Origin of the sequence: Streptomyces polygonati, assembly GCF_042650325.1 — a bacterium.
GTDB lineage: Bacteria > Actinomycetota > Actinomycetes > Streptomycetales > Streptomycetaceae > Actinacidiphila > Actinacidiphila polygonati.
The window spans coordinates 114859-139778 of the sequence record NZ_JBHSBB010000014.1; the positions used below are offsets into that span (position 1 = coordinate 114859).

A 24920-nucleotide genomic window follows, 5' to 3' on the forward strand; every position below is an offset into this window, starting at 1 on the left:
GCCGGGTCAGGGGCCGTCGCCGATGGGGCCGGCGCAGCGCGGCGGCCAGCCGCCCTTCCCTGCCGGGTGGGGGCGGCCCCGCAGCGCGTCCTCCAGCCGGGCGAGCACGGCGCGGTCCGCGTCGTCCAGTCCGGCGGGGGCCTCCTGCCCGGCGGCTGCGGCGGCCCTGGTGTCGGGCGTGGGCAGTTCGCGCAGCAGCACCAGCGGGGAGGCGCCGCCCGGGCGGACGTCCAGGACCCGGAAGGGCGTTCCGGCCGGGAACACCACCTCGTCGGGATGGTCCCGCCCGTCGGACAGATGCCGCACCCTCCGGCCGGTGACCGACCAGAGGGCATAGCGGGCGCCCGGCGGCAGCGCGGTGCCGCCGCCGGACAGCACGGCGCTGACCGGCGCCCGGTCGCTGAGCCCGGCGCAGGGCAGCAGATCCTCCATACGGCCGTCCTCCGCACCGGTGCCGCGCAGCAGCAGCCCCCGGTAGGTCGGCATCCTGCGCAGCCCCGACGCCAGGCACGCGGCATACGGCAGCAGCCGGTCGTCCCCGCCGCGCAGGGCCCGGGTGAGCTCGCGATGGCCCAACGGGCCCACCGCGTCGTCGAGATACGCCCGCAGCGCGATCAAGTCCGCCCGGGCGGCCTCCCGTTCCTCGGCGGTCAGATCGGGCATCACGGCGAGCGCCTGCGCGACGACCCCGGCATGCCGATTCCACACCGGCTCGGCCAGCGCCCGGAACGCGGCACGCTCCTCATCGGTGCTGCGCTGACTGGGACGCAGCGGGCGGCCCGCTCCGATCCCGGAGGCGGGCACCGGCGGGCGCTTCGGATCGGTGGCCGGTGGGACGGGACCGGGCGCCGGCCTGTGCGCCAAGTCCGCCGCGGGGCCGGGCGCGACCGACGCCCGCGACGGGCCCGCTCCCGCGTCCATCGGGGCCGCCGGACGGGCCGGCGGAGCGCCCAAGGGGGGCCGCCGCCCAACGACGGGCGCGGAGGGGACCGGAGCCGCCACGGGCTCACGGCCCGGACCGGGCACGGGCGCCGAGTCCGCCGCCGGACCGGACTCGACCGGCGCACGCGCCGGACCCGCGCCCGCGTCCGGCGCGGCGGACGCCGGGCGGGGAACGGCAGACGGGCGAGCGGGCGGAACGACCGCGGGAGGTCGTGGCCCCGGGGCCGGCGCCGGGGTGACGGGCCCGGCGGCGGTAGGCGGGCCGCCCACCATCGGCTCACGGCCTGGGCCAGGCGCCCGCGCCGAGTCCGGCGCCGGGCCCGGTGCGGCCGGCGCCCCGGACGGGCCCGCGCCCGCGTCCGGCGTGGCGGAGGGATCAACGGGGGGAACGGCCGCGCGGGGTCGCGGCCCCGGGACCGGGGCGGAAAGCGGGCCGGGGGCCGGGGCCCGGGGCGGTCCCGGTGGTGGGACGGGCCGCCGGGGGCCGGAGCCCGGGCCGGCCGAGGTTGTCGCGTAGCGGATGGTGCGGAGGCCGTGCTGGACCGCCAGGCGGCGCAGTTCGCGACCGCCGTCCAGCAGGGTGCCGTGGACGTACACCGTGGCACGCTCGCGCAGATCCGCGCTGAGCGCGCCGAGCAGGCGGGAGAGGTCGGGCCACAGGGTGCTGTCCAGTTGCTCGCCCCGGGTGCCGACCTCGATGGCCGGGCCGCCGGCCGCCACCGGGCGGGCGGTGTGCGGTGGATGGGCCCGCTCGGGCGTGTCGACCCACAGTCCGGCCCTGGTCGCCGTGACCTGCCAGCGGTCCGACAGCCGTACGACGCCTTCCTCCGGGCGCCCCGGGCCGGGCAACGGCGGTGACCAGCGCAGAAGTCGAGGCGCCGGAGCGGGAGCGCCCGGCCGGGAGGGCCGGCATACGACCGCGTCCACGAAGGGCAGCCACCCCGGCGAACCGTCCGCCCCGATCAGCACCGAGCGCGCGGCGTAGGACGCCAGCGGCCCGCTGGCGGCGAACAGCGGCAGCCCGGTGGTCACTTCCACCTCGCCGCCGAGGATGCCGGCGACCCGCTGGGCCATCGGCAGCAGGTCCTGGAGCCCGCCGGGGATCAGCCGTACGGACGCGGTGGGGGAAGCGGGCCCCGCCAGCAGGTGCGCGAGCAGGGCCGCCACCTCCTCCGCCGAGACGTCCTCGCCGTAGGCCACCCCCACCACCACGGCCGGCAGCTTGGGGTCGACCGGTACGGCGTGGTAGAGGTCACCCGGCTCCGGGGCGGTCGCCTCCGCCGGCCGGACGATCAGGCCGGCCGGGATGTGCCCCACCACGCACCCGCCGGACGTACGGGCCGGCAGCCGCCCCAACGCCGCCTGCCAGGAGGGCGCCGGGCAGCGCGGGCCCAGCGCCACCGGCTTCTCCCCCGGCGCGAACCGCCACCAGCCGCCCTCGGGTGCGAAGAGCGACCCGCCGGGGACCGCGAGGACCGCCCCGACCGGGGCCTCCACCGTGATGTCCCAGCCGTCGGCGATCCGGCGGGCGACGGCCGGCTGGTCCGGGTGGTCCTCGGCGGCGCCCGCCAGCGCCAGCCGGACGGCCGTGGTGCCCGTGTCGCGGAGGGAGTCCAGCAGTTCGTTCAGGCGTGGCCACAGCGCGTCGGCCGCCGCGGCCTGCGCACCGACGATCAGCGTCACCATGCCCCCGCGCGAGCGCAGTCCGCGGGTCAGATCCACGACATCGGCGGGACCGAGCGCGTCGTCCAGCGGAGCGCGGAGCAGGATCAGCCCGTCGTGGTCCTCGACCAGGACGGGCACGGCCTGGGCCTGGGCCTCGGCCTCCGCCGGGTGCCCGGCGCGCCCTCGCGGGCCTTTCCCGCCGCCCGAACGTGGCCGCCCCCTGGCCCACAGCGTCACCCGCTGCTCCTTTTCCGCTCACGGCAAGGCTCCGCCCCCGGCGGAGCACCCGTCCTCCTATTAGTTCACGCTCGCGTTGATCGAACAATTGCCCCGGTGGGACGTCCGGTTACATCCACCCGTCCGATCGATGAACAAAGGACGCTCGCGCTCGACGCGGGCCGGGCGGCGCGGCCTCAATCGGCGGTCGAGCTCTTGAGGCGGTCCGCGAGATCGGCGCGGAAGCGGTTCATGTCGAAGCTCGGGTCGGTCTTGCGGCGGGTGCCCTCCTTGTGACCGATGACGGATTCGGCGGTCCAGTGGTGGAAGCGGCAGATCGCCGCCGCGAACTTCAGCGCGGCCGTGTACTGGACGGCCGGGTAGGGGTCCTTGCCGTCACCCAGGTTCTCGATCTCGACACCGTAGGTGATCGTGTTGGCGTCGACCGGCTCGGCCGCGTCGGGCCGCGGGTGCTCGGCGGCGCCCCGGGTCATCGCGTCCACCGCGTTGGCGGCGAACGTACCGGCGTGGTTGGCGCGGCCGTTGCCGACCATGGTCAGCGTGCCGTCCTTGGCGAGGTGGGCGTGGCACAGCGGGCCGGGCAGGTCGGACCGGCCCGAATAGCACAGGCCGAGGCTGTCGGTGTCGGCGGTGTGGTGGATGACGACGCCGTGCACGGGGCCCCACGCGCCGTGCCCGTTCCTGTTGTGCCGGCGCCAGCCGGCGTGTTCTGCGACGGTGGCGCCTTCGTCCTTGAGCGCCTTGACGAACTGACTGGCCGTCATGGGAGTTGCCATGGCCGGTCCCTCCTGGGGATCACCGGTGCGCGGTGCACGATGTGCGGTGGGCCCGCGAGGCCGCACGGGCCTCGCGCCCTGCTGATACCTCACATCGTGACCGCGCCCGGTCCAGGCGGACATGAGTATGACTACTCAGGGTTGTCGATCAGGCACTGAGCGCGATACTGGAAGGTTGGGGCCGGTCCACCGGTTCACCGGCGGGCCGGCCCCGCAGCGAAGCGGACCGAATCGAGCCGGCCGGCTAGCTGTGCGAGACGGTCAGCCCGTAGAAGGCCACCCGGGCGCCGTTGGTGGTGCTGTCGGAGGACGACTGGTTGTAGGAACCGGCCTTGAAGTACTGGTGGTAGGGGTTGAAGGACGACGGGATGGCGTAGTGCGTGGTGGAGCCGTTCACCGTGAGGTCGATCGTGTTGCCGCCGGAGACACCGATGGTGTAGCTCCACTTCGTGCCGACCGCCACATGGCCCACGGTGTGGGTGTTCTGGCCGCCGTCGGGCGAGTTCTCGATGCCCGCGACGACATCGCCGTTGGAGTGGTAGTAGAGCTCGATCAGCGGCTTGGTCGAGCTGCCGCCCGAGCCGAGGTGGATCTGACCCACGCAGACGTTGGAGGTCACCGACACCACGCGCAGCGTGGCGTTCAGCCGGTGGGTGCCGCTGAGCGCCCAGTCGGCGGCGCTGCCGTTGGTGTTCATCTCGCGCAGTTCGGAGCGGGCGTAGTTGGAGTTGGGCGTGGTGACGCCCTTCTCCGGGGCCCAGAAGGTCATCGCGCCGTCGGACCCGTCGGTGTAGAAGTACGAGTCCTGGAAGCCGCCCGATCCCTGGAGCCGGGAGGACGAGATGGTGGTGGGTGAGCCGGGCGAGCCGATGGGCTCCTGCAACTCCCATACCGACAGGTTGAAGTTGCCGCCGGGCGCGACCGAGGTGTTGAGGCCGCCGGACGGCGGGCTGGTGGGCGGGGTGCCGGCGCCGGGCAGCGTCCATTTCTGGTTGGCCGCGCCGGTGCAGGTCCAGATCTGCAACTGGTTGCCGTTCGCCGAGGAGTTGTCGGTGGCGTCGAGGCACTTGCCCGAACCGGTGTTGACCAGCTCGCCGTTGCTGACGGTCCACTTCTGCGCGGCGGTGCCGTTGCAGTCGTAGAGCTGGACCTTGGCGCCGTTGGTGGTCGCGGCGGCGGTCACGTCCATGCACTTGCCGAGCGACTGGAGGGTGTTGTCGGCGTTGCCGACCGTCCAGGTCTGCGCGGCCGTGCCGTTGCAGTCGTAGGTCTGCACATGCGCGCCGTTGGCCGAGGAGGCGCTGGCGACGTCGACGCACTTGCCGCCGAGGCCGGTGATCTGGCCGGCGGTGGCGGCGAGGGCGCTGGTGTTGCTGAGCACGCCGATGGTGCCGGCGACGGCTGCCGCGGCGGTGGCCGCGAGGAGTTTGGAGCGGCGTTTCATGTGGGGGATCCTTTGGCGCTGGGGGGATGGTCTAGTCCATGGGCGCGCCAGAGTTGAATAACACGGCCCCGTGACGGCGTCAACGGTCCCTCGGGCAACAGGAGTTCGTTCCGGCGCCCCGCTCACCGGCGCGGCACCGGTCTCCGCCCCGGACTCAACGCCCTCCGGGCCAGGCCGCGGCCGTGGTCGCGGTGGCCGTGGCGACGGCGGCCAGCCGCTCGTAGTCGAGGGTGTCCGGGGTGTCGCCGGGGCGGTGGTACCGCTCGTTGCGGAAGTTGGCGGTGCTGGTGAGCATCACGGCGGGGATCGCGTGGTTCCAGAAGGGGGAGTGGTCGCTGCGGTCGAGATTGCCGAGCGCGGGAACGGCCAGCCCTGCCACGGCGCCCAGCGGGCCGTCCGGGCGCGGGTCGCGCAGGAGGACGGCGGGCAGCGCCGGGCTCGCCGCTGCCGCCGCGCGGCTCCAGGTGCCGGCCAGGGTGCGGGAGGAGCGGCGGTGCACGACCAGCGTGAAGTCCCCCCGGAAGCCGGACCGCCGTACGGTCTCCACCGCTTCGGGCATCACCAGGCCGGCGCCGGCCGGCAGGCGCTGGCTGCCCGGCTCGGTGGAGAAGAAGCCCACCGACTCCAGGCAGATCATGCCGCCGACGGCGCGGCCGGTCCGCAGCAGGCGCTTGACGGCGGCGCGGGAGCCGATCAGCCCCAGCTCCTCCATGTCGAAGATCATGAGGGTGACCGCGGGCCGTGACGCGAGACCGCCGAGCAGCCGGGCCGTCTCCAGCACCACCGCCACCCCGGAGGCGTTGTCGTCGGCGCCGGGGCTGCCCCGCACGGTGTCCAGATGCGCGCCGACGACCAGTGTCGGCGCGCCGGCCCCGCCGGGAGCCGCCGCCGTCCCGGCGCCGGGAAGCTCGGCGCGCAGATTGGCGCCGGACAGGCCCCGGTGCAGCCGGACCTTCAGCGGCATCGCCCGGTGCCCTTGCCGGTCGGTCGACCCGACGCGCAGCCGCGCGTCGAACGGCTCCCGGAAGACGTCCCACCCCGCCGCCCGCAGCTCCCCCGCCACGTACTCCTCGGCCTCCGCCATGGCGCGCGGGGTGTGCCGCCGCCCCCGGGGACCGCCGGCCAGCGCCGCGACATGGCGGCGCAGCAGGTCGGGATCGGCCTGACCGGTCTGACGCATCGAACCTCGCTGGGGACGTGTTCCGCCCGGCCACGATACGTGCCGCCCGCCCGGGAGCCGGGCCGCACCTCCGGCCGCACCGACCGCACCAGGCCGCACCGGCGACTCCACCGGCCACGCCACCGGCCGGACCGCCGACAACCGGGTGGCAGCGGCGCACCCGGCGCGCAAGCGTGGGTCCGGATCCGCCGACCGGTCCAACCCCAGCTCCCCCGCTTCCGCCTCCACCCCGAAGTCACCCACGGCCCCCCGCCCTCCGTCGTCCACCAACCGCCCACCGCCCGTACCGACCGGACGGTATCCCCATGTCACCGGACGGCCCCCCCTTTGGCAAGGGGCCGGTCACCGCGGGAGGAGGGGGCATTCGGCCCACGGGGTCGAACTTGTACGGCTGGAAATACCCGGAGTATGGTCTCCAGTATGGTGAGTAAGAAGATCACGGTGACCATCCCCGAGGAGCTCCTCGACGAGATCCGGACGGAGGCGGCGGAGCGGGGCCTGTCCGCCTACGTCGCGGAGGCGCTGCGGTCCAAGCGCGACCGGGACCGGCTCCGGGAGCTGGCCGGCTGGCTCCAGGAAGAGCACGGCCCCGTCACTGAGGAGGAGCGCGCCGCGGCGCTGCGGGAACTGGACGATCTCGACGCCGAACACGAATACCACCGCGGCGGCGGCGAGAGCCACCCCGGGCACGCCGCGTGAGCAGGCGCGGCGGCGGGCAGCAGACGCTCCGCACCTTCGTCCTCGACTCGGAAGCCCTGTCGCTCGCGGTCCGCGGCGACCGGATGATGATCGCCCGTCTCGACCTCGCCGCCGGCGGCGAAGCCGACGTGGTGACCTCGCCGATGACCCTCGTCGAGGCCTACGACGGCAGGACGACCGAACAGCGCTGGGACTGGGTGCTCTCCCGGCTCACCGTCGCCGACGTCGGCAAGGAAGAGGCCCGCCAGGCCCGCCGCCTCCTGGCCGACACCGGCCTGCACGGCCACAAATACGCGATCGACGCGATCCTCGCCGTCGTGGCCCTGCGCCGGCGCGGCCAGGTGACCGTCTTCACCTCGGACCCCGACGACCTGCGGCGACTGCTTCCCGACCGCGTCCTGGTCAGAAAGGTATGACGCCGAGCCGAGGAGACTCAGAGCGGGAGGTCGTCCGGCAGCAGGCGGAAGGACTTGTGGCGGCCGAGGGGGCGTAGGGCGCGGAAGTCGCGGCGGTCGAGAGTCAGGACGGCGTCCGTGTCGTAGTCGGCGGCCAGGGCCACGTTCACCGCGTCGGCGAGATCGAGAGCGAGGGTGGCGTAACGGGCTCGGACGGACTGGGCCGTCGCCAGCTGGGTCTCGGTGATCTCCGGTACGACGACGCGGCTCACCCGCATCCAGCGCCGGATGTCGTCGATCGCGCTGACCGCGGCGTCGCGGCCGAGTTCCCGGGTGGCGACATGGTCGATCTCGGCGAGCAGCAGCGGGGACATGACGAGCAGGCCGGCGGCCATGATCGCCTCGTTGGCGCCGCGGTGCTCCGGGTGTGCGGAGTCGAGCGCGGCCAGCAGGCCGGAGGTGTCGGCGACGACAATGATCACGCGGCGGTCCCGGGCCCGCTCTCCCGGAGGGCGGCGTCGGCCACCGCGTTCCGTACGTCCTCCTGCGACGGAGTGCGGCCGCGGCCTTCGAAGGTACGGGAGAACAGCGGCTCGTCCCAGACGCGGTTGGCCATGGCGGCGAGATGGATGCCCTGGCGGATGATCTCGGCCTCGCTGATGCCGCGACGGGCGGCCGCCTCCTTGATGATCGCGAGATCCTCCGGATCGGCGTACACATTGGTTCGCTTCATCGACATGTACCAATACTAGGTCATGTACCATCAGGCGACCTATTCGCAGGAGGCGGAAGCCGGGAGGAGACCACGAACGTGACCGGCGCTTCGGGCCCCTCGCGGGCGGAGCTGGAAGCCGCGCGGCAGGCGCGGCTGCCGGATCTGGTGCGGCCGGGGCTGGCCGTGCTGCTGGTCGGGATCAATCCGGGGCTGTCGTCGGCCGCCGCCGGGCACCACTTCGCCACGCCCGGCAACCGCTTGTGGCCCGCCCTGCACCGGGCCGGCTTCACCCCGCGGCGGCTGGCCGCCGCGGAGGAGGACGAACTGCTGGAGCTGGGCATCGGCATCACCAGCATCGTGCGCCGGCCCACCGCCCGGGCCGCCGAGCTGACCAGGGCCGAGTACGTGGACGGCGGCCGGGATCTGCGCCGCCGGGTGCTCGATCTGCGCCCGGACTGGCTCGCCCTGCTCGGCGTCACCGGCTACCGCGCGGCCTTCGACGCCCCCGGCGCGAGCGTCGGCCCCCAGCGGCAGACCCTCGGCAGCACCCGCCTCTGGGTCCTCCCCAACCCCAGCGGCCTCAACGCCCACTATCCGCCGGCCGCCCTCGCCCGCGAGTTCGCCGAACTGCGCGTCGCCGCCTCCCTCCCGGACCGCTCGGGCCTCCTGGGCCCCGAAGCACCCGGACCGCCCGAAGAAACCGGACCGCCCGGACCCGGCTGAGCCGTCTCGAAGCGCCGCAGGGCCCCGGCCCCTGGTGGAGGCCGGGGCCCCGAGCGGGGTAGGAGGGGTCAGTCGGTGGCGATGGAGACCGTGTCATGGCGGAAGAGGTTGTCGCGCTCGCCGGTCGCGGTCACCGGGCCGGTGGTGAAGATGCCGAAGTGGTCCTGGCTGATGACGTTGTCGCGGACCGTGATGGAGACGGGCGCGGCGGTGCCGATGAAGATGCCGGTGGTCTGCGGGTCCTGGACCGGGAAGTCCACGTCGCCGTTGAGGTCGTTGGTGCCGATCCGGTTGGCGACGACCCTGTTGCCGTTCAGGTACTGGCCCGGGGCGTGGCTGTGCAGGGTGACGCCGGAGTGGCCGTTGCCGTCGATGGCGTTCAGGGTGACGGTGTTGTCGTAGACGGCGCCGCCGGGCAGACCGGTGGCCAGCTGCACGCCGGCCCCGCCGCCGCCCTGGAGGCCGTTGCCGCTGATGCTGTTGCCGGTGACGGTGTTGGCGAACACGCCGGCCGCGGTGGGCGCGGGCACACCGCCGGGGGCCGCCAGCGGGCTGTGGCCGGCCAGCACGATGCCGCAGGCGGTGTGGTTGTCGGCCACCGTGTTGCCGGAGATCGTGTTGTGGGAGGTCGGCCCGGTCTCGTCGGTGAGCAGGATGCCGCCGGAGCCGTCGGTGACCGAATTCCCCGCCACCACGTTGTCCGAGCTGCCCACGAGGTGGATGTTCTCGCCGCAGTCGTTGGCCATCGCGCCCTGGGGCTGGCAGAAGGCGTAGGTGTTCGCGACCGGGTTCTTCAGCCGTACGCCCGCGTCATTGGTGTGGACGTCGTTGCCCACCACGGTCACATGGCGGACGTTCTGCAGCAGGATGCCCTCGCCGGTGGCGTTCTCCACCGTGAGGCCGCTGACCGTCACCTGGGAGGCGGTGATCGTGAGGCCGTTGATCCTGTTCGACGCGTCGATGGTGGCGCCGCGCTGCCCCTCGATCCGCACCGCCTTGTTCACGGCCACGTCCTCGGCGTAGGTGCCCTTCTCCACCACGACCGTGCCGCCGGTCGCCACCGCGGCGACCGCCTGGCCGATGCTGCCGAAGGCCGGGTTCCTGCCCGTGTGCCCGCCGTGCGCGGTCACATAGACGGTGTGCGGGGCGGAAGCGGCCTGCGCCACGGCCCCCACTCCGATGAACGGTCCGGCCGCCAGGGCCATGACGGTCACCGCAAGCGCTTTGGTCTTCATTCTTCTTCTCACCCATCGCAGAACAGTGGCCAGGCCCGGTGGCCTGGCACCCGGAATAGCGGGCACCGTGAAGGAAGCCGTCCGGGTGGGGGTGCGAACGGCAGAGGTCGGGGGCTGTCCCGGCGAAGCCCGCGTTCGCCGGGACGGCCCAGGGAATTCCGGTCGGGCGCATGGCCCGGCGCGGCGATTCCGCGGGTCCGGTGGAATGTCTGCTGTGCGGCGGTGAAGCCCGGACCGGAACGGGAAGCACCCCCGTGCCGCTTCATGGCTCCGGTCTTTCTCCACCGCCGCCCAGCTCTTCACACGGACGGGCAAGGGGCGCAGTTCATGTGATCCGGCTCTCACGCGTTCCGGGCGGCACGAAAAGCGGGCACGAGAAGCGGGCACGAAAAAGCGCCGCCTGTCATCGGTGAGCCGATGACAGGCGGCGGCAGGCGAAAGCGGGGGCGGCCGGCCCGGGGGACGATCCGGTCCCGGGCGGAATTCCTCAGCGGTCGGTGAGCATCCCCGTACGCAGCTTGGTCAGCGTCCGGCTGAGCAGCCGGGAAACGTGCATCTGCGAGAAGCCGAGTTCGTCGCCGATCTCGGACTGGGTCATCTCCCGGCCGAACCGCATTTCCAGGATGAGCCGTTCCCGGTCGTCGAGTTCGCCCAGCAGCGGCGCCAGCGAGTTGAAGTCCTCGACCAGCTCCATCGCGGGGTCGCAGGAGCCGATGGTGTCGGCGTAGGACCGGCCGGTCTCGGAGTCCGGGGCGTTGTCGTCACCGGTGGGGAGGTCGATGGAGCCGGCGGTGTAGCCGTTGGCGGCGACCAGCCCCTCGATGACCTCTTCCTCGCTCAGCTCCATGTACGCGGCCAGTTCCGCCACGGTGGGCTTGGTGTCCAGCACCGCGGTGAGGTGGTCGCGCGCCTTGGCCAGCTCCAGCCGCAGCTCCTGGAGCCGCCGCGGGACGTGCACGGCCCAGCTGGTGTCGCGGAAGAAGCGCTTCATCTCGCCGACGATGTACGGGACGGCGAAGGTGGTGAACTCCACCTCTCGGCTCAGCTCGAAGCGGTCGATGGCCTTGATCAGCCCGATCGTGCCGACCTGGAGGATGTCCTCCATCTCCTCGGGGCCGCGGCCCCGGAAGCGGCGGGCGCTGAAGCGGACCAGCGACATGTTCATCTCGATGAGGGTGTTGCGGGCGTACTGATACTCGGGGGTGCCCTCTTCGAGATCCTGCAGCCGGTCGAAGAACACCTTCGACAGCTCGCGGGCGTCCTTCGGCGCGACCTTGCCGGTGTCCTCGATCCAGGGGAGGTCACCGACCGCCCTCGGGTGCGAGGCGTCCGCCGGGGAAGCCGGAGAAGCCGGGGAAAGAGCCGTCGTGGCAAGGGAGCCGAGCTGCGAGGGCTCGACGGAGGTTCCTGCGAGCTGCGTGGACACCGTCACGTCATCACCTTAAGTCGTCGGGTCTGCCAAGCGCCTCGTACCCCGCTTCTTCACCACCACACACACATCTTCGCACCGGCATGAAGGAACATCCGCCGGGCAAGCGGCCGCCAGGAGGTTGATAACCATGGGACCGTTGCTTCTCGTTCTTCTGCTCGCGCTGATCCTGTTCGGCGCCGGCTTCGCCCTGAAGATTCTCTGGTGGGTCGCCGTCGTGGTGCTGGTGGTGTGGCTGGTCGGTTTCGTGGCCCGCTCCACGGGCTCCGGCGGCAGCCGCGGGCGTTGGTACCGCTGGTAGGACCATGCCGCTGGTAGGACCCGTACAACTCGAAGAGGCGCCCGCCGGATCCCACCGGCGGGCGCCTTCTTCGTGTGACCTGTGCCACAGGTACGGGCGGGGCTCAACCGGCCGCGCCCTCCGCCGCGTCCAAGTCGACCGATACGGTGACGCGCTTGCCGCCGCCCTCCCGGTGGAATTCGAAACTCCTGGACAGCGCCAGCACGATCTCCAGCCCGTGCCGCCCCACCCGCCCGGGCTCCGGCGGCAGGGGGACCGGCGGCTCCGGCGCGCTGTCGGCGACGGTGATCTCCAGATGCCGGCCGACCAGCCGCAGGGAGACCGTGCAGAAGCCGGGAGCGAACTTCACCGCGTTGGTCACCAGTTCGCTGACGATCAGCTGGACGTCGACGAAGGCCTGCGGCCCGAGCGGCAGTCCGCGCCGGGCGCCCAGCTCGTCCAGGAACGCGACCGCCTGCCCGCGGGCCGAGGCGATGGACCCTGGGCTGCCCGCGTAGGCCACGACCGTCGCGGAGGTCACCCGGGCGCCATGGGGATCCAGATCCTTGACCATGTTCTGAACCGCCCGTCCTCAGCCCGGCTCACCGGAGCGTCGCGCCCGCACCGCCCCGCGTACCGGATCGTCGGGCACCGGCGCCGTCCACAGGACGGGGACGACTCACCGCGACGACCAGCCGGCGCACAACCGGTGCGAACTTTGCTTACAGCAATACACCAGGGGGTGCCGCCGAAGGAATCACCGTAGCCCGTAGCCACTTCCGGGATACCGCACTTCCGGACAATGGGGGCAAGACCGCTCTACGGAGGGCGAGTACCTGCTACGGTCGAACGAGGTCAGGCAGTGGCCTACCGGGCTCGGACGCCGATGACGCAGCGTTCGTGCGCCGCTGGCCTGCCTGTTCCGCGACGACGGCGCCCTGTTGGGGCCCCCGTCTGCGGTGCCGCCTACCGGGCGTTCTCGCAGCTGAGCCAGTCGGCTCCACCGCACCATCCTGCGGTCGGCCGTCCGCTCGTCGCGAGGGAGCTTGCCTTGGAAATCCTGGCCTACCGCGAGGACCGCAGTGTCGCCGTCGAGATCCCGGGCATCATCGACTACCACCAGCGGCAGACCGTGCTGGACTCGCTGCTCGGACATCTGCGCGGCTGCGAGGAACCCGAACTCATCGTGCACCTGTACGAGTGCCCGGTCACCGCGACCGCGCTCGACATCCTGTGCGAGCTGCACCGTACGGCGGCCGAGCACGCGATCATGCTGCGCGTCGTGGTGCCGCCGCCCGCCGTGAAGGTCTTCAGCGTCACCGGACTCGAACACCTGCTGTACGTGCGGCCGACCGAGCAGGCCGGACGCGTGTGAGCGAGGGCGGGTCCCGGTCATGGCCGCCGGGTCGTGTCCCCCTCGCCCGGCCGTTCGCCGAAGCCGCCGACCAGCCGGGCGCACAGCTCGTGCAGCTCGATGTCGCGGTGCCGCGCGGCGGAGCCGAGAAGGTCCAGGGCCAGCGCGGGTGAGCAGTGCCGCCGCTCCATGACGATGCCGACGGCCCGGCCGACGGCGGCGCGGCGGCGGAGCGCGGCCCGCAGGCGGTCCTGGCGCGGCAGCGCGGTCAGATCCGGCGGTCCGGGATCGGGTGGGTCGCTCATGGCCATCCCCTCGCACGGACCGGCGGCCCGCCATCGGCATCACAAGGTGTGCCGCCGGGGACCGCAGGGCTCCAGCCCGGGGAAATCCACTCCAGCGTCGGCCGCCCGTCCCGCCTCATGCGGAGGCGTGGGGAACAGTCGGCCTTCCCGCCCACTGTCGCACCCGGGCGCGGCTGCGTACAGGTGGTACGCGTCTCACCGTCCCCGACGCGGCGGCCGGTGTCCCGGCGGCCGCTGTCTCAGCCGGCCGCTGTCTCAGCCGGCCGGGCCGGAGTGCGCCGGGCCGGGGCCGGGCCGCTCCGGCGCGGCCGCGAGCACCGTGTCCAGGCCGAGCGTGCGGCCCAGCAGGGACTGCGCGGCCTCGGCGGGCCGGACCCCGTTGCGCAGGCCGTAGTCCCGCAGGGTCCGCGCGGCCTCGGCGATGGTGATGCCGCCGCCGGCCGCGAGCATGCCCAGCGCCGTTTCCAGCGACGCCTTCGCGGAGATCACCGACTGGACCCGGGTGAGGATGTCGGACGGCCGGGCCGGGTCGGACCGCCACTGCATCATGGCGGTGGCGGCCACTCCGGACAGGGCCGAGACCAGCCGGAGGTCGTCCGCGGCGAGGGTGCCGGGCGGCTTCACCAGCAAGTTGAGCGCGCCCACCTGCTGGTCGTGGACCATGACCGGCACGGCGTAGGCGCCCCGGAATCCGGCCTCGGCGGCCAGGACCGCGAACCGCGGCCAGCGGTCGGCGTGCCCGGGCAGATCGGGGGCGCCGACGGGAGCCCCGGTCGTCCAGCAGTCGACGCACGGGCCCTCGCCGGTCTGCAGCTGGAACATCTCCAGTACGTCGGCGCGCTCGTCGGAGACCGCGACCGTCCGCAGCCGGCCGCGCGCGGTGACCATCATGACGCCCGCCGACCCCGCGCCGGTCAGCCGGACGCAGTGGCCGACCAGCCGGTCGGCCAGGACCAGCGGGTCGACGCTCGCGCCGAAGGTCTCGGTGACGCCGACGAACGCGTCCGTCACGTGCTGCAGACGGCTCATGCCGTACTCACCGCTCCCGCCCTCGGCCGCACCCTCATCGTCACCGCGCCTACTCGTCGAAACTCAGCTTGCGCGCGATGACATCGCGCGCGACGTCGGTCACCGTCCGGCCTTCCGCGAAAGCGTACGCGCGGAGCCGGGCCAGCGCGTGCTGCGGATCGACCCGCAACTGCACCATCACCATGCCCGTGGCGTAGTGCACCTCCTCATGACCGGACTCGGCCGCGTCCAGCCAGGACCCCGTGCCCTGCCCGCCGTCGGCCGGCCCGTCGCCCTCCGCCGCCTCGTCCTCGGCCCGGGCGGCCGCCGACTGGATCCTGATCAGGGCGAAGGTGATGGCGTCGCTCGCCGGGAAGGCGAAGGCCAGGTCGCGGTCGCTGAGCGGCCCCGGGTCGCGCCGGTAGAGGTCCAGCGTGCCGATGGCCACCGCGTCGCCGCCGAGCGGGAAGGAGAACACCGCCCGCACGTCCAGCTCCACCGCCCGCTGGGCGAACACCGGCCAGCGGCGCGCGTCCGCCCCCCGGGTGAGGTCGGCGGCCAGTACCGGCGCCACCAGCCGCACCGCGCTCTGGCACGGCCCGTCGCCCAGGCTGTACTGCGCCTCCGCCAGCCGGGCGGCCACCGGATCGCTCGACCACCACAGGGCGCCGGTGCCGAGGCCGCCGGAAAGGGAGACCGAGGCGCCGCTGATGTCGAGGAGGTCCACGCACGCCTGGCACAGGCGGGACGGGACCGCTTCCGGGTCCTGCCCGGCGATCGCGTCCGCCAGCGCCCGGGTGAACAGGCGCCGGTCATCGTCGCCGGGGCCCCGGGTGGACCCCGCTCCCCGCTCGCCCTCTCCCTCGGGACGGCCGGACTTCACCCACTCACCTCCGCCGACGACAGCCGTCCGCCATCATCCGCCATCGGGCGGCCGAACGCCGCGCCATCCGCCGGAGCGCCCACCGAGCGGGGACCCGGCCCGGGGTACGGCGGTGCCGCTCGGTCAGCCCCGGGTCGCCCGTATCCGGTCCAGCGCGGCCAGCAGGGCGCCCCGCACCGGGGGTGGCATGGGCTCGCCGGTGACGCCGGAGACGATGTGCCGGGCGATGTCGCGCAGCTTGACGTTCGTCCGCTGGGACAACTCGACCAGGACCTGCCACGCCTCCTCCTTCGTACAGGGCGCGGTGGCCATCACGACCCCGCGGGCCATGTCGATGATCGGAGACGTCGTCAGGGCCTGCCGCAGCCCCTCCGCTTCCTGCCGCAGGGCCTCGACCTCGCGGCGCAGCGTGTCGGTTGCGGTGGGCGCGCCCCGCTCGGGCGGCCGGCTCACCATCGCCCCTCCGCCCCGGTCATCGCGTCCCCCCGCCCGTCGCCCCGCCCGCCGTCCCGCCCGCCGTCCCGGGCCTCGGACACCCGCTCCAACACCTCGCGCAGCGCCGCCCGGACCGGCTCGGACGGTGCCGGTCCGCCGATGCCCTCGACGAGCAGCCGGGCGATCGCGCCGCGCGTGACCCCGGTGCGCCGGGCCACCTCCAGCAGCGCCCGTCCGGCGTCCTGCCCGGAGCAGCGGCCCATGGCCATCACGATCCCGCACGCCAGGTCGAAGACCGCGCGCGACGCCATCTCCTCGCGCAGGGCGGCCACCTGCCGTCGCAGGGCGTCGCGTTCGACGGCGAGGTCCGCGGTGGGCAGGTCCGCTCCGATGAGATGTCCGGCGCCGAAGTCCCGCACGCCCGGGCCCCCGCCGCCCGGCTCACCGCCGGCCGCCGCTTCCCGCCCCTCCGTCCGCCGCATGACCCGTCCCCTCCGCCCGCCGGTTCGCCACCGATCCCGTCCTGACCTCTCAGGCCCTCGTTGTTTTCCCGGTGGACCCGCGGTCACACCGAAGGACGTCCATGGTCCCGCATCGCGCCCCCCCGCCCGGCGTGCCACGGATGGTGCAGCCCGGGATGCGGCGGGTCCGTTCGTTGCCAAGACTCGGGTGCATGGCAGAACAACGTGTACGGGGTTCCCGGCCGGCCACCCGGCGCAGCAGCAGCCGTCCCTCCGGCGTGACGGACGCGGCCGAGGCCGCGCGGCAGGCGACCCGCGGCCTCAGCCGGCTGATCGGGCACCCGGCGGAGGGCAGTTCCGAGGTCTCCCCCTTGGAGGAGAACCGCTGGCGCGTCTGCGTGGACGTGCTGGAAGTCGAACGCATCCCCGACACGACCAGCCTGATGGCCACTTACGAGGTCGAGCTGGACGAGGACGGATCGCTGCTGAGCTACCGCCGGCTGCGCCGCTACCGGCGCGGCGCGGCCGACAGGTGATCTCCCTCCTTCCGCAAGCAGCACAGCCGAGACAGCCGAGACAAGGGCCGGTGTCGCCGTGACCGTCATCTCCGAAGAAGTCGTGTACGCCCCGCGGGCCGGCACGCTCTACGACGTCCTCGAACTCATCCTCGACCGCGGCATCGTCATCGATGTCTTCGTCCGGGTGTCGCTGGTCGGGATCGAGATCCTCAAGATCGACGCGCGCATCGTCGTGGCCAGCGTCGACACCTACCTCCGCTTCGCCGAGGCGTGCAACCGGGTGGACCTGGCGAACGACTCCAGCAGCCGTACGGTGCCCGACCTCCTCGGCGGCATGAGCGGCATGGGTGGCCTCGGCGGGGCCGCGGGCAAGGCCGGCGCCCGGAGCGCGGGCCACTCGCTGGGCCGGAAGGTCAAGAGCGCGCTGGGCGGGAGCGAGGACGGCCAAGCCGAAGAGGAAGACCGGCCGCGCCGCCGTCCGAGTTCGCGGGAGAACGGTGACCGGCCGCGCTCCCGCCACCGCGCAGAGGCGAGCCGAGCGCGATGAGCCTGTACGTCTACGGCGTGGTGCGGGCGGCGACTTCGCTGCCCGCCGCTCTGCGCGGAGTCGGTGAACCGCCCCAGCGGGTCCGCAAGCTGACGGTGGGGAAGACCGCGGCGGTGGTCGGCGCCGCGCCGGAGCGGCTGCGCGCGAGCCGGCGCGATCTGGGGGCGCACCAGAACGTGCAGCTCGCCCTGAGCGCCGCCGGTCCGCTGCTGCCGACACGTTTCGGCGTGGTCGCCGACGACCGGTACCAGCTCCGCCGGCAGCTGACCGAGCGGAGCGACGACTACCTGGCCGCGCTGGACCGGGTCGCGGGAATGGTGGAGATGAACGTCAAGGTGGCCGCGGTGGAAAGTGGTCTGGCGTCGATCGTGCGCGACGACCCCGAGGTGCGCCGGGCCCGGGAACGCTCCCGGCGCTCGCCCTCCATGGAGGCCGACCTCCGGCTGGGCGAGGCGGTCATGGCCGGGTTGCGCCGCCGGGCCGGAGCCGTCGGCGCGGCGGTGACGGCCGCGCTGTCCGCCATGGCCGCGGACATGCAGCAGGGCCCGGAAGTCGCCGAGTACGTCCTCAACGCCTCCTTCCTGGTGGCCGCCGAGGAGGCCGAGCGCTTCCGGACGGCGGCGGCCGGCCTCACCCGCGACCACGCCGGACAGGCGGCCGTCACGGTGACCGGCCCGCTGCCCTGCTACAGCTTCGCCGCGCTGCCCGCACCGGCCCGAGCCTGACATGGGCCTGTTGAAGGGGCTGCTCCTGCTGCCGCTGGCACCGGTCCGGGGCGTCGAGTGGATCTCCCAGGTCGTGCTCGACACGGCCGGCAAGGAGCTGTACGACCCGTCGGTCCTCCGCGCCCGGCTCGCGGCCCTCAATCGCGCGTACGACGAGGGCCTGATCGACACCGAGCGGTTCGAACGCGAGGAGGGGCAGCTCCTGGACCTGCTGGCCGGCCCCGACGGCACGCACCCGACATCTCACGGACCCGGAGGGATCCACTGATGGACAACTCGAGCAAGGCGGCAGTCAGCGCGGCGGTCGCCAGCGGCTATCTGCTCGGCCGCACCAAGAAGGCCAAGTACGCCTTCGCCATCGCCACCTACGTCGCCGGACGCAGATTCAGCCTGTCGCCGTCCAAGCTGGCGCAGGAGGGCCTGCGCCGCCTCAAGGACCATCCGCACGTGGCGGATCTGCGCGACAAGGTCACCGGGGAGTTGCTGACCGCCGCCCGGACGGCGGTGTCGGGCTCCGCCGACCGCAAGTTCGCCGCGATGGCCCAGTCGCTGCGGGAGCGGACCGCCGCCCGGCACGCCGCCGACGACGAGGACGCGGAAGGCGCAGAGGGCGCCGAGGGCGAGGAAGAGGAGTTCGAGGACGAGGACGTCCCGGCCGACCTCGACGAGGAGGACGAGGAGGTCGACGAGGACGGGGCTCCCGAGGACGCGGAGGACATCGAGGCCGAGGACGAGGAACCCGAAGAGGAGGAACCCGAAGAAGAGGACGTCGAGGCCACGGACGAGGAAGCCGAAGAGGAGGAACCCGCGGAGGAGGACGAGGAGGAAGAGCCCCCCACCGACACACCTCATGAGCGGGCCCGGCACCTCCCCGGCCGGAGCCGGTCGGAACGCTCGGCGCGTCGCCGGGCATCCCATCAGGACGCCCCGGACGACGAAGGCAAGGACAAGCCCGCGGCCAAGAAGGCACCGGCCAGGAAGCAGGCCGCCGGCCAGCCCGCGGCGAAGAAGGCAGTACCCCCGCGGAAGGCGGCGGCGAAGAAGGCCGCCCCCACGGGCAAGAAGGCCGCGCACAAGCGTGTGCCCGCCCACAAGCCGTCATCCGGCAATTCACCGTCACAGTCGAACCGGCGTGGGAGGTAGACGGACATGCCCCAGAACAAGCAGGAGTCCAACGGCGGCGGCAGCACCGGGCTGGACGAGCTGCGCGAGGAGGTCTCCGACTTCCTGCACGGCATCGCGCACGGGTGGGTGGAGAAGGCCGAGGACAAGGTGTCGGGCCTGACCGACAAGCTCACCGGCATGGCCGAGGAGAAGGGTGGCACGGCCGCTGTCGGCGCCCGCATCCTGAAGGGCGAGAACCCGGCCAAGGCGATGCTCGGCCAGAAGACGAAGGACACCAAGGACAAGGTCGTGGGCAAGGCCAAGGAGGCGATTCCGGGCATGGGCGGCGGCGGTGGCGAGGGCAACGAGGGGAACTCCAAGACCACCAACATCATGGAGAGCATCGATGTGGGTGTCCCGGTCCGTATCGCGTACGACCACTGGACGCAGCTGGAGGACTTCCCCACCTTCAGCAAGGGCGTCCAGGACGTGTCGAAGGAGGACGACGTCACCTCCAAGTGGACGGCGAAGATCGCCTTCTCCACGCGCAACTGGGAGGCGACCGTCCAGGAGCAGGTGCCCGACGAGCGGATCAGATGGACCTCCGAGGGCAACAAGGGCACCACGAGCGGGGTGGTGAGCTTCCACGAACTCGCCCCCGACCTGACCCGCATCCTGGTGGTCGTCGAGTACACCCCCGACGGCTTCATGGAGAAGTTCGCCAACCTCTGGCGCGCGGTCGGCCGGCGGCTGCGGCTGGACCTGAAGCACTTCGGCCGGCACGTGACGATGAACGCGGACGAAGAGGTCGAGGGCTGGCGCGGCGAGATCCGCGACGGGGAGGTCGTGCGGTCCCACGAGGACGGGATGCAGGACGACGAGCCCGACGAGGACCAGGACGAGGACTCCTACGAAGACGACGAGGACGAGGACGACGGGGACGAGTCCGCCGACGACGCCCAGGACGACTTCGACGAAGAGGACGAGGACGAGGAGGAGGAGGAGCAGGACGGGAAGGAGAAGGGAGGCCGGCGAGCAAAGGCGCTGAGGGGGCGCGCCGGATGACGCACGAGCTCAGCGGGGTGACGCCGTACGGCACGGCTCCGCCCACCGCCACCCTCGCCGACATCCTGGAGCGGGTGCTCGACAAGGGCATCGTGATCGCCGGCGACATCAAGATCGACCTGCTGGACATCGAGCTGCTCACCATCCGGCTGCGCCTGTTCATCTCGTCGGTGGAGACGGCCAGGAAGGCGGGGATCGACTGGTGGGAGACCGATCCCGCGCTCTCCTCCCGCGCCGCGCGCCTGGCCCAGGACGAGGAGAAGCGCCAGCTCCGCGAACGGGTCGCGGAGCTGGAACGGGCCCAGGAACGGGCGGAGGGACGGGCGGAGGAACAGCCACAGACCCGGGAGCTGGACCGGCACCACGGCGAGGACGACGAGGACGACGAGGACCAGGGCCAGGACCGGGAACAGGAGCGGAAGTCCGCGCGTGCCCGGAAGCGGACCGCGACCGCCGCTCCCCGGCGCACCCGCCGGGAGGTGTCCCGGTGACCGAGTCGTACGCCGTCCCGCCCACCGCCACCACCGACGGCCTGCTGACCTGCGTCTTCGCCATCTGCGCCACCGGCGACCCGGCACGTCTCGCCCCCGCCCCCGGCCACGGCGGAGGCGGCTCGGTCGGCCTGCTCGACCTCGGCGGCTCGGTGTGGGCGGTCACCCAGGACGTCCCGGCGTTCCTCTTCGCTGCGGAGGCGCTGCGCAACCGGCTCCGGGACAGCGCCGAACTCGAAGCCTGCGTCCGCGCCCACCACGCCGTGATCAGCGCGGCGGCGGCCGCCGGGCCGGTGGTGCCGCTGCCGCTCGGCACCCTCTTCACCGACGCCGAGCGGGCGCGGGCCGCGCTCACCGAGAAGCGCCCGCACTTCACCGCCGTGCTCGACCGGGTGAGGGGCTGCGCCGAGTGGGCGGTCAAGGTCCATACGACGCCGCAGAGCGGCTCCGCCGGCGCGGCGCCGTCCGGGCCGGGGCCGGGGCCGGCCGATGACGGCGGCAGCGGACTGGCCTATCTGACCCGGGTCCGCGCACGGGAACGCGACCGCCACGCCCGCCAGGACGCGGCGCTGTCCTCGGCGGCCCGGGTGCACGAAGCGGTCAGCCTGCTCGCGGTGGACTCCGTACGGCGCCGGCCGCACGGCACCGCGATCACCGGCAAGGACCGGGTGCAGGTGATGAACGCCGCCTATCTGGTGGCGGACTCGCGCGCCCCCGAGCTGGCCGCGCTGATCGCCTCGCTGCGCGACAATCCCGCGCACGGGGTGGACGTCGAGATGTCCGGGCCGTTCGCGCCCTACTCGTTCACCGGGGAGCAGCTATGACGGCCACCGCCGGAGAGGTCGTCCCGTGGCTCGGTCCGGACAGCGGAGCACCGCTCGGGGTGCCGCTGGTCGATCTGCTCGACCGGGTGCTGTCGACCGGTGTCGTCATCAGCGGCGATCTCGTCATCGCCATCGCCGAGGTGCCGCTGATCCGGCTCTCGCTGCACGCGCTGCTCGCCTCGGTCAGCGAGCGCGTCCCCGCGCCGTGGTCGGACGGCGGCCCGCTGTGAGCGGCGCCCGGCTGGACCTGGACCCGCAGGACGCGGCACGCGATCTGGCGTCCCTGGTGCTGACCGTGGTCGAACTCCTGCGCCAGCTGATGGAGCGCCAGGCGATCCGCCGCATCGACCAGGGCGGTCTCGGCGAGGAGCAGGAGGAGCGGCTGGGCACGGCCCTGATGCTGCTCGACCGGCGGATGACGGAGATGTGCGCGGCGCACGGCCTGCGCCGCGAGGATCTCGGCCTCGATCTCGGCCCGCTGGGGACGCTGCTGGCGGACGACGGCTGGTGAGGGCGTGGCCCCCCCCCCGGGGCCCTGAGCGCGGCCCCGGGGGGACGGGCACGGCTCAGCGTTCGGCGGCCGCCAGCAGCGTCTTGAGGTCGGCGGCGGACAGCGGGGCGGCCGGCTGCGTCATGAAGTCGGGGCCGGGGTTCTCCGCGTACGGCAGTCCGTACGAGGGGCGGCCCGGCTCGAAGCGCCAGCTGTCGGCGAGCGAGCCGACGTCGACCACGTCGTAGCCGAGCAGATCGATCAGCTCGGTGGCGCGCGTCCTGGCCCCGGCGTCGTCCCCGGCGATGGGCAGCGCCGTACGGTCGGGCGCCCCGGACGGCCTGGCCAGCGCCGCCAGGTGCCGGAAGCCGATGTTGTTGAAGACCTTCACCACATGCGCCCCGTCCAGCTGCCGCTGGAGGATCTCGCTGCTGGTCACCTTGCCCTCGTCCAGCTCGGGGATCTGCCCGTCGCGCTGCGGGTAGTAGTTGCAGGTGTCGAGGACCACCTTGCCGACTAACGGCTGGCGCGGCACATCCCCGAAGGCCAGCACCGGAATCGTCACCACCACCCACTCCCCTGCTTCCGCCGCCTCCAGCGCCGTCGCGGCCCGGGCCCGCGGGCCGAGTTCCTCGACGAGGCCGGCGAGGGTCTGCGGCCCCCGTGAGTTGCTCAGCACCACATCCAGTCCGCCGGCCACTGCCAGCCGGGCGATCGCGCTTCCGATATAACCACTGCCGATGAGTCCAAGAGTCGCCATGCGCACGAGTAGACACCGATCACCCGGCCCGTTCCAAGACCGCCTGCTCACGGCGGGGATCAGCCGGTGGGCCGGCGGTCCCCGGGGAGGCGCTGCTCGGCCCAGATGATCTTGCCGGCCTCGGTGTAGCGGGTGCCCCACTGCTCGGCGATCTGGGCGACGAGGAAGAGACCGCGGCCGCCCTCGTCGGTGGTGGCGGCGTAGCGCAGGTGCGGGGAGGTGCTGCTGGTGTCGGCGACCTCGCAGATGAGGCAGCGGTCGCGCAGCAGCCGGACCACGACCGGGCCCGAGCCGTAGCGGATGGCGTTGGTGACCAGCTCGCTGAGGATCAGCTCGGTGGTGAAGACCAGCTCCCCCAGTCCCCACTCCTCCAGCTGCCGGTTGGCGCGCTCCCGGACCGCGGCGACGGCGGCGGGGTCGGAGGGCACTTCCCAGCGGGCGATGTGCTTCTCGGGCAGTGCGTGGGTGCGGGCCACGAGCAGGGCGATGTCGTCCTTGGGGTTGTCCGGCAGCAGCGCTTCGAGCACCTTCTCGCAGGCCTGGTCCGGCGTACGGTCGGGGCCGGTCAGGGCGGTGCGCAGGAGTTCGAGGCCGACGTCGATGTCGCGCTCGCGGTTCTCGACCAGCCCGTCCGTGTACAGCACCAGCCGGCTGCCCTCGGGCAGTTCCACCTCCACCGCCTCGAAGGGCAGCCCGCCCAGGCCCAGCGGCGGGCCGGCCGGCACATCGAGGAACTCCACGGTGCCGTCCGGGTGGACGAGGCCGGGTGGCAGATGACCGGCCCTGGCCAGTTCGCAGCGGCGGGAGACCGGATCGTAGATGGCGTACAGGCAGGTGGCGCCCGCGATGGGGACGCCGTTGCCGGCCGCCGCCTCGTCCTTGTCGATCCGGCCGACCAAGTCGTCGAGGTGCGCGAGGAGTTCGTTGGACGGCAGGTCCAGCATGGAGAAGTTGTGCACCGCGGTGCGCAGCCGTCCCATGGTGGCCGCGGCGTGCATGCCGTGCCCGACGATGTCGCCCACCACCAGCGCGACGCGGGCGCCGGACAGCGGGATGACGTCGAACCAGTCACCGCCCACCCCGGCCTGGGCCGGCAGGTAGCGGTAGGCGACGTCGAGCGCGTCCTGTTCCGGCAGTCCGTGCGGCAGCAGGCTGTGCTGGAGGTTCACCGCCATGGCGTGGTTGCCGGTGATGGCCGAGTCGATCTGCTCCTGGGTGGTGTACTTCGTGTCGAAGAAGCCGCGGCCCCGGCCGCCGCGCAGCACCGCCACCCGGTCGGCGACCGCGCGTACTTCCTCCATCTCGGGGCTGACGAAAAGGACGCTGAGCCGCTGATCGCGCAGCCGCTGCACCAACTCCAGTACCAGGGCGGCCTGTCGGGGCCCGAGGGCGGTGGTCGGCTCGTCCAGCACGATGAGTTCGGGCTCGCCGATCAGGGCCCGCGCGATGGCGACGCCCTGGCGCTGGGCGCCGGACAGCGAGGCGACCGGGACCCGCAGGCTGGGGATGCGGATCGCCAGGGTGTCCAGCAGGGTGCGGGAACGTTTCTCCATCCCGACCTCGTCCAGTACGCCCCAACGGCGCAGCGGGCGGCCGAGATAGAGATTGTCGACCGTGTCGAGGTTGTCGCACAGCGACAGATTCTGGTGGACGGTGGCGATGCCCAGCCGCTGGGCGTCGATCGGCCGGCGGATCTCGACCGGCCGGCCCTTCCACTCGATGGTCCCGCTCTCCGGCGGAAAGACCCCAGCGATGGCCTTGACCAGGGTGGACTTGCCGGCGCCATTGCCGCCGACCAGGCCGACAACCTCGCCCCGGCCGATGTCGAGACCGACTTCGCGCAGCGCCTGCACGGCGCCGAACCTCTTGGAGATCCCACGCACGGTCAGCAGGGGACTGCCTCGCATCGGAAACCGCCTCCTCACGCCCGGTGTGGGTTACCGAGTCTGCACGGCGTACCGCGTGACCGCATCGCGGACAACGAATAAATGTACGGCGGCTGTTGGCGCGGCGGGCGGCGGGGTGCGGGGCGCGGGGCGTGAACCGGGCGGAGCCCGCGGCGCACCCGGCGACGCGGCTCGGACGGGCGGCGGGGTGCGGCCTGGGAGGCGAACCCGGCGGGGGATCCGCCGCCGGACGGGCGAGGGACCCGAGGAGGAGCCCGGCGCCGGACCGGCGAGGGACCGGCCCCGGACCGGCGAGGGACCTGCTGCCGGACCGGCGGGAGATT

General features: G+C 73.2%; 29 protein-coding genes and 3 pseudogenes. 15 read left to right on the top strand and 17 right to left on the bottom strand.

Going from position 1 to position 24920, the window contains the following annotated elements; all coding sequences use genetic code 11:
• Positions 1–6: 6 nt before the first annotated feature.
• The 4 genes from ACFO3J_RS21055 to ACFO3J_RS21070 form a co-directional block, all read right to left on the bottom strand.
• Positions 7–2844, bottom strand: coding sequence for a hypothetical protein (locus ACFO3J_RS21055; RefSeq protein WP_386431284.1), 2838 nt, complete (start codon positions 2842–2844; stop codon positions 7–9).
• Positions 2845–3020: 176 nt separating this feature from the next.
• Positions 3021–3620: an N-acetylmuramoyl-L-alanine amidase gene (locus ACFO3J_RS21060; protein WP_386431287.1), complete on the bottom strand. Its 600-nt coding sequence runs from the start codon at positions 3618–3620 to the stop codon at positions 3021–3023.
• 244 nt (positions 3621–3864) lie between these two features.
• Positions 3865–5064, bottom strand: a complete 1200-nt coding sequence (locus ACFO3J_RS21065; RefSeq protein WP_386431290.1) for a polysaccharide lyase family 7 protein — start codon at positions 5062–5064, stop codon at positions 3865–3867.
• Between the two features lie 154 nt (positions 5065–5218).
• Positions 5219–6244, bottom strand: coding sequence for a M28 family peptidase (locus ACFO3J_RS21070; protein ID WP_386431293.1), 1026 nt, complete (start codon positions 6242–6244; stop codon positions 5219–5221).
• Positions 6245–6664: 420 nt separating this feature from the next.
• Between ACFO3J_RS21070 and ACFO3J_RS21075 the strand changes: the two genes are divergently transcribed.
• Both ACFO3J_RS21075 and ACFO3J_RS21080 read left to right on the top strand, forming a co-directional pair.
• The gene (locus ACFO3J_RS21075; protein ID WP_386431296.1) at positions 6665–6943 is read left to right on the top strand and encodes a CopG family transcriptional regulator; all 279 of its coding nucleotides are present in this window, start codon (positions 6665–6667) and stop codon (positions 6941–6943) included.
• Complete coding sequence (locus ACFO3J_RS21080; protein WP_386431299.1) at positions 6940–7359, top strand: PIN domain-containing protein; 420 nt, start codon at positions 6940–6942, stop codon at positions 7357–7359. The genes ACFO3J_RS21075 and ACFO3J_RS21080 overlap by 4 nt, the downstream gene beginning before the upstream one ends.
• A gap of 17 nt (positions 7360–7376) precedes the next feature.
• On the opposite strand, the gene ACFO3J_RS21085 is transcribed toward ACFO3J_RS21080, so the two are convergent.
• On the bottom strand, positions 7377–7820 hold the full coding sequence (locus ACFO3J_RS21085; RefSeq protein WP_386431302.1) for a PIN domain-containing protein: 444 nt from the start codon (positions 7818–7820) through the stop codon (positions 7377–7379).
• Positions 7817–8077: a ribbon-helix-helix domain-containing protein gene (locus ACFO3J_RS21090; protein ID WP_386431305.1), complete on the bottom strand. Its 261-nt coding sequence runs from the start codon at positions 8075–8077 to the stop codon at positions 7817–7819. Before ACFO3J_RS21090 ends, ACFO3J_RS21085 begins: the two co-directional genes overlap by 4 nt.
• 72 nt (positions 8078–8149) lie before the next feature.
• Here ACFO3J_RS21090 and mug point away from each other — a divergent pair, with 72 nt between their 5' ends.
• Positions 8150–8776: a G/U mismatch-specific DNA glycosylase gene (mug, locus tag ACFO3J_RS21095; RefSeq protein WP_386431308.1), complete on the top strand. Its 627-nt coding sequence runs from the start codon at positions 8150–8152 to the stop codon at positions 8774–8776.
• 68 nt (positions 8777–8844) lie between these two features.
• On the opposite strand, the gene ACFO3J_RS21100 is transcribed toward mug, so the two are convergent.
• Positions 8845–10011: a right-handed parallel beta-helix repeat-containing protein gene (locus tag ACFO3J_RS21100; RefSeq protein WP_386431311.1), complete on the bottom strand. Its 1167-nt coding sequence runs from the start codon at positions 10009–10011 to the stop codon at positions 8845–8847.
• A gap of 487 nt (positions 10012–10498) precedes the next feature.
• On the bottom strand, positions 10499–11437 hold the full coding sequence (locus ACFO3J_RS21105; protein ID WP_386433000.1) for an RNA polymerase sigma factor SigF: 939 nt from the start codon (positions 11435–11437) through the stop codon (positions 10499–10501).
• A 133-nt stretch (positions 11438–11570) separates the two neighbouring features.
• On the opposite strand from ACFO3J_RS21105, the gene ACFO3J_RS21110 reads away from it, so the two are divergent.
• On the top strand, positions 11571–11741 hold the full coding sequence (locus tag ACFO3J_RS21110) for a hydrophobic protein (RefSeq protein WP_386431313.1): 171 nt from the start codon (positions 11571–11573) through the stop codon (positions 11739–11741).
• Positions 11742–11844: 103 nt separating this feature from the next.
• On the opposite strand, the gene ACFO3J_RS21115 is transcribed toward ACFO3J_RS21110, so the two are convergent.
• Positions 11845–12294, bottom strand: a complete 450-nt coding sequence (locus tag ACFO3J_RS21115) for an ATP-binding protein (RefSeq protein ID WP_386431316.1) — start codon at positions 12292–12294, stop codon at positions 11845–11847.
• 477 nt (positions 12295–12771) lie between these two features.
• Between ACFO3J_RS21115 and ACFO3J_RS21120 the strand changes: the two genes are divergently transcribed.
• A complete protein-coding gene (locus tag ACFO3J_RS21120; protein WP_386431319.1) occupies positions 12772–13095 on the top strand; it encodes a hypothetical protein in 324 nt (107 codons plus the stop codon).
• 17 nt (positions 13096–13112) lie between these two features.
• Here the strand turns inward: ACFO3J_RS21120 and ACFO3J_RS21125 are convergent, their stop codons facing one another.
• The 5 genes from ACFO3J_RS21125 to ACFO3J_RS21145 all read right to left on the bottom strand — a co-directional run bounded on the left by ACFO3J_RS21125 (position 13113) and on the right by ACFO3J_RS21145 (position 16187).
• Positions 13113–13379, bottom strand: coding sequence for an ANTAR domain-containing protein (locus ACFO3J_RS21125; RefSeq protein WP_386431322.1), 267 nt, complete (start codon positions 13377–13379; stop codon positions 13113–13115).
• A gap of 255 nt (positions 13380–13634) precedes the next feature.
• Positions 13635–14408, bottom strand: coding sequence for a GAF domain-containing protein (locus ACFO3J_RS21130; protein ID WP_386431325.1), 774 nt, complete (start codon positions 14406–14408; stop codon positions 13635–13637).
• A 49-nt stretch (positions 14409–14457) separates the two neighbouring features.
• On the bottom strand, positions 14458–15270 hold the full coding sequence (locus ACFO3J_RS21135; RefSeq protein WP_386431328.1) for a GAF and ANTAR domain-containing protein: 813 nt from the start codon (positions 15268–15270) through the stop codon (positions 14458–14460).
• 123 nt (positions 15271–15393) lie between these two features.
• Positions 15394–15726, bottom strand: coding sequence for an ANTAR domain-containing protein (locus ACFO3J_RS21140; protein ID WP_386431331.1), 333 nt, complete (start codon positions 15724–15726; stop codon positions 15394–15396).
• Positions 15720–16187, bottom strand: a complete 468-nt coding sequence (locus tag ACFO3J_RS21145; protein ID WP_386431333.1) for an ANTAR domain-containing protein — start codon at positions 16185–16187, stop codon at positions 15720–15722. Before ACFO3J_RS21145 ends, ACFO3J_RS21140 begins: the two co-directional genes overlap by 7 nt.
• Before the next feature lie 191 nt (positions 16188–16378).
• On the opposite strand from ACFO3J_RS21145, the gene gvpO reads away from it, so the two are divergent.
• From gvpO to ACFO3J_RS21195, 10 genes and pseudogenes are all read left to right on the top strand, one after another.
• Positions 16379–16702 carry a gas vesicle protein GvpO gene (gvpO, locus tag ACFO3J_RS21150; RefSeq protein ID WP_386431335.1) on the top strand — a complete coding sequence of 108 codons (324 nt, stop codon included), beginning with the start codon at positions 16379–16381 and terminating at the stop codon, positions 16700–16702.
• Between the two features lie 58 nt (positions 16703–16760).
• The gene (gene gvpJ / locus ACFO3J_RS21155) at positions 16761–17231 is read left to right on the top strand and encodes a gas vesicle protein GvpJ (RefSeq protein ID WP_386431338.1); all 471 of its coding nucleotides are present in this window, start codon (positions 16761–16763) and stop codon (positions 17229–17231) included.
• A complete protein-coding gene (locus ACFO3J_RS21160) occupies positions 17228–17956 on the top strand; it encodes a GvpL/GvpF family gas vesicle protein (protein WP_386431341.1) in 729 nt (242 codons plus the stop codon). Before gvpJ ends, ACFO3J_RS21160 begins: the two co-directional genes overlap by 4 nt.
• A 1-nt stretch (position 17957) precedes the next feature.
• Positions 17958–18224 (top strand): gas vesicle protein GvpG, encoded by a 267-nt coding sequence (locus ACFO3J_RS21165; protein ID WP_386431344.1) that lies wholly within the window; start codon positions 17958–17960, stop codon positions 18222–18224.
• Entirely contained in the window at positions 18224–19099 is an 876-nt protein-coding gene (locus ACFO3J_RS21170; RefSeq protein ID WP_386431347.1) for a histone protein, read from the top strand. Before ACFO3J_RS21165 ends, ACFO3J_RS21170 begins: the two co-directional genes overlap by 1 nt.
• A 6-nt stretch (positions 19100–19105) precedes the next feature.
• The gene (locus ACFO3J_RS21175) at positions 19106–20125 is read left to right on the top strand and encodes an SRPBCC family protein (RefSeq protein ID WP_386431349.1); all 1020 of its coding nucleotides are present in this window, start codon (positions 19106–19108) and stop codon (positions 20123–20125) included.
• A pseudogene (locus tag ACFO3J_RS21180) lies at positions 20122–20445 on the top strand (gas vesicle protein); the annotation flags it as partial. The gene ACFO3J_RS21175 and the pseudogene ACFO3J_RS21180, both read left to right, overlap by 4 nt.
• A 167-nt stretch (positions 20446–20612) precedes the next feature.
• Positions 20613–21440: a GvpL/GvpF family gas vesicle protein gene (locus ACFO3J_RS21185; protein WP_386431351.1), complete on the top strand. Its 828-nt coding sequence runs from the start codon at positions 20613–20615 to the stop codon at positions 21438–21440.
• Positions 21437–21670 (top strand): gas vesicle protein, encoded by a 234-nt coding sequence (locus tag ACFO3J_RS21190; RefSeq protein ID WP_386431354.1) that lies wholly within the window; start codon positions 21437–21439, stop codon positions 21668–21670. The genes ACFO3J_RS21185 and ACFO3J_RS21190 overlap by 4 nt, the downstream gene beginning before the upstream one ends.
• A complete protein-coding gene (locus ACFO3J_RS21195; RefSeq protein WP_386431356.1) occupies positions 21667–21951 on the top strand; it encodes a gas vesicle protein K in 285 nt (94 codons plus the stop codon). The genes ACFO3J_RS21190 and ACFO3J_RS21195 overlap by 4 nt, the downstream gene beginning before the upstream one ends.
• Positions 21952–22006: 55 nt before the next feature.
• Here the strand turns inward: ACFO3J_RS21195 and ACFO3J_RS21200 are convergent, their stop codons facing one another.
• The 3 genes and pseudogenes from ACFO3J_RS21200 to ACFO3J_RS21210 form a co-directional block, all read right to left on the bottom strand.
• Positions 22007–22690, bottom strand: coding sequence for an NADPH-dependent F420 reductase (locus tag ACFO3J_RS21200; protein WP_386431359.1), 684 nt, complete (start codon positions 22688–22690; stop codon positions 22007–22009).
• A 59-nt stretch (positions 22691–22749) separates the two neighbouring features.
• Positions 22750–23874, bottom strand: a pseudogene (locus ACFO3J_RS21205) (ATP-binding SpoIIE family protein phosphatase); the annotation flags it as partial.
• A gap of 267 nt (positions 23875–24141) precedes the next feature.
• A pseudogene (locus ACFO3J_RS21210) lies at positions 24142–24597 on the bottom strand (ATP-binding cassette domain-containing protein); the annotation flags it as partial.
• Between the last annotated feature and the right edge of the window lie 323 nt (positions 24598–24920).

What these genes read in the sequence shown, in the direction of transcription:
- ACFO3J_RS21060 (WP_386431287.1), bottom strand. Translation starts at nt 3,620, where the DNA reads ATGGCAACTCCCATGACGGCCAGTCAGTTCGTCAAGGCGCTCAAGGAC.
- ACFO3J_RS21065 (WP_386431290.1), bottom strand. Translation starts at nt 5,064, where the DNA reads ATGAAACGCCGCTCCAAACTCCTCGCGGCCACCGCCGCGGCAGCCGTC.
- ACFO3J_RS21070 (WP_386431293.1), bottom strand. Translation starts at nt 6,244, where the DNA reads ATGCGTCAGACCGGTCAGGCCGATCCCGACCTGCTGCGCCGCCATGTC.
- ACFO3J_RS21075 (WP_386431296.1), top strand. Translation starts at nt 6,665, where the DNA reads ATGGTGAGTAAGAAGATCACGGTGACCATCCCCGAGGAGCTCCTCGAC.
- ACFO3J_RS21090 (WP_386431305.1), bottom strand. Translation starts at nt 8,077, where the DNA reads ATGTCGATGAAGCGAACCAATGTGTACGCCGATCCGGAGGATCTCGCG.
- ACFO3J_RS21100 (WP_386431311.1), bottom strand. Translation starts at nt 10,011, where the DNA reads ATGAAGACCAAAGCGCTTGCGGTGACCGTCATGGCCCTGGCGGCCGGA.
- ACFO3J_RS21110 (WP_386431313.1), top strand. Translation starts at nt 11,571, where the DNA reads ATGGGACCGTTGCTTCTCGTTCTTCTGCTCGCGCTGATCCTGTTCGGC.
- ACFO3J_RS21115 (WP_386431316.1), bottom strand. Translation starts at nt 12,294, where the DNA reads ATGGTCAAGGATCTGGATCCCCATGGCGCCCGGGTGACCTCCGCGACG.
- ACFO3J_RS21125 (WP_386431322.1), bottom strand. Translation starts at nt 13,379, where the DNA reads ATGAGCGACCCACCCGATCCCGGACCGCCGGATCTGACCGCGCTGCCG.
- ACFO3J_RS21130 (WP_386431325.1), bottom strand. Translation starts at nt 14,408, where the DNA reads ATGAGCCGTCTGCAGCACGTGACGGACGCGTTCGTCGGCGTCACCGAG.
- ACFO3J_RS21140 (WP_386431331.1), bottom strand. Translation starts at nt 15,726, where the DNA reads ATGGTGAGCCGGCCGCCCGAGCGGGGCGCGCCCACCGCAACCGACACG.
- ACFO3J_RS21145 (WP_386431333.1), bottom strand. Translation starts at nt 16,187, where the DNA reads ATGCGGCGGACGGAGGGGCGGGAAGCGGCGGCCGGCGGTGAGCCGGGC.
- gvpO (WP_386431335.1), top strand. Translation starts at nt 16,379, where the DNA reads ATGGCAGAACAACGTGTACGGGGTTCCCGGCCGGCCACCCGGCGCAGC.
- ACFO3J_RS21160 (WP_386431341.1), top strand. Translation starts at nt 17,228, where the DNA reads ATGAGCCTGTACGTCTACGGCGTGGTGCGGGCGGCGACTTCGCTGCCC.
- ACFO3J_RS21165 (WP_386431344.1), top strand. Translation starts at nt 17,958, where the DNA reads ATGGGCCTGTTGAAGGGGCTGCTCCTGCTGCCGCTGGCACCGGTCCGG.
- ACFO3J_RS21170 (WP_386431347.1), top strand. Translation starts at nt 18,224, where the DNA reads ATGGACAACTCGAGCAAGGCGGCAGTCAGCGCGGCGGTCGCCAGCGGC.
- ACFO3J_RS21175 (WP_386431349.1), top strand. Translation starts at nt 19,106, where the DNA reads ATGCCCCAGAACAAGCAGGAGTCCAACGGCGGCGGCAGCACCGGGCTG.
- ACFO3J_RS21190 (WP_386431354.1), top strand. Translation starts at nt 21,437, where the DNA reads ATGACGGCCACCGCCGGAGAGGTCGTCCCGTGGCTCGGTCCGGACAGC.
- ACFO3J_RS21200 (WP_386431359.1), bottom strand. Translation starts at nt 22,690, where the DNA reads ATGGCGACTCTTGGACTCATCGGCAGTGGTTATATCGGAAGCGCGATC.